At 31.6% G+C, this 1,137-nt stretch carries 2 protein-coding genes; both read left to right on the forward strand.

Features of this window, described 5'->3' with window-relative positions:
• Positions 1 to 167 precede the first annotated feature (167 nt).
• Positions 168 to 281: a hypothetical protein gene (locus C9J37_RS29590; RefSeq protein ID WP_327440795.1), complete on the forward strand. Its 114-nt coding sequence runs from the start codon at positions 168 to 170 to the stop codon at positions 279 to 281.
• Between the two features lie 168 nt (positions 282 to 449).
• Positions 450 to 806, forward strand: coding sequence for a hypothetical protein (locus C9J37_RS27705; RefSeq protein ID WP_107897937.1), 357 nt, complete (start codon positions 450 to 452; stop codon positions 804 to 806).
• Positions 807 to 1,137 lie beyond the last annotated feature (331 nt).

Below are 1,137 nucleotides of genomic sequence, written 5' to 3' on the forward strand. Positions count from 1 at the left end.
TTACACCATACAAATCTTTAAGTAGGGGTCAGCAGAAAAAAATAAAAGAAAAGATTGAAAATCGTACAGTAACAAAAGAAGAATATAAAAGATATCAATGGGATAAAAGATTTTCAAAAAGAAGAGCTGCAGGGGTTAATGAATTTTGGAAGCAATAAAAGAAAAGGATTCTAGATGGCGAACCTACAACAAGGGATTGGACTAATAAACAGATACAAGAGATTTTAAGAGGGAAAAAACCTCAATATAATGGGCAATCAATAATTGGACATCATACTTAGAATGCTACGAATTACCCGCATATATGTAATAGAGGAGAATTAATTTATCCTGTAACTAGCAGGGAACATTTAAGGGGTTGGCATGGCGGAAGCTATAGTAAAAATGCACCTGGTAGACCTGTTAATCCAAATTATTTAGAAGAATTTTAATGGAAAGGAGAATAATAGATGAGTAAAATGGCAATTACAATAAGCTCTAATGGTCCATTTAGTAAATGTGTAGTACCATTAAGAAAGTACACTGTTTTAGGAATTACAGAGATAAAAAATAAAATTGAAAACAAAGATTTTTTTGCCGAAACAGATGCAAATGATATTGATGATATGGAAAATTTAAAGGGATTAGTTGATAACTTGTTGAAGTTAGGTGCGGAAGTGAAAATATTTGATAGTGATGAATACGGTGAAGGGATTTTCGATTACCAAGAAATTTCTTACGGCGAATTTATAAATAATATTGACCGGTTAAAAGAAATTATGGAAGAATTACAGGATTACGATGATGCTTTGTCTGACGAAGTTTAATTGGTCTTAATAATTATTATTTTAAAAATATATGTTAAGAGCTTGTGTTAGTAAAGCAACATAAGCGAGTGATAAAGCTCATGGTTCTAAAACGATAAATACAAAAGCACATAAGAAAAATTGATGAAAAAGAATGTATTTTTGAAGTGGATAGAAAAATATATGGTGTTTGAAAATATATACTCCATGATGGTTGTACCATCATGGGGTACTGTGTGCAATGATAGAATAGAAAACGAAGTACGAGCTTAGGCGAAATGACATTTTACATGGCGGTGAATATAAACACATGGAATGGGCATGAAACTAACGAACTCGTACAAACTCGTAA

It is taken from the genome of Lysinibacillus mangiferihumi (assembly GCF_003049665.1).
In the GTDB taxonomy this organism is placed as follows: domain Bacteria; phylum Bacillota; class Bacilli; order Bacillales_A; family Planococcaceae; genus Lysinibacillus; species Lysinibacillus mangiferihumi.

Excerpts from the sequence above, each read along its gene's own strand:
- C9J37_RS27705 (WP_107897937.1), top strand. The coding sequence starts at position 450 with ATGAGTAAAATGGCAATTACAATAAGCTCTAATGGTCCATTTAGTAAA.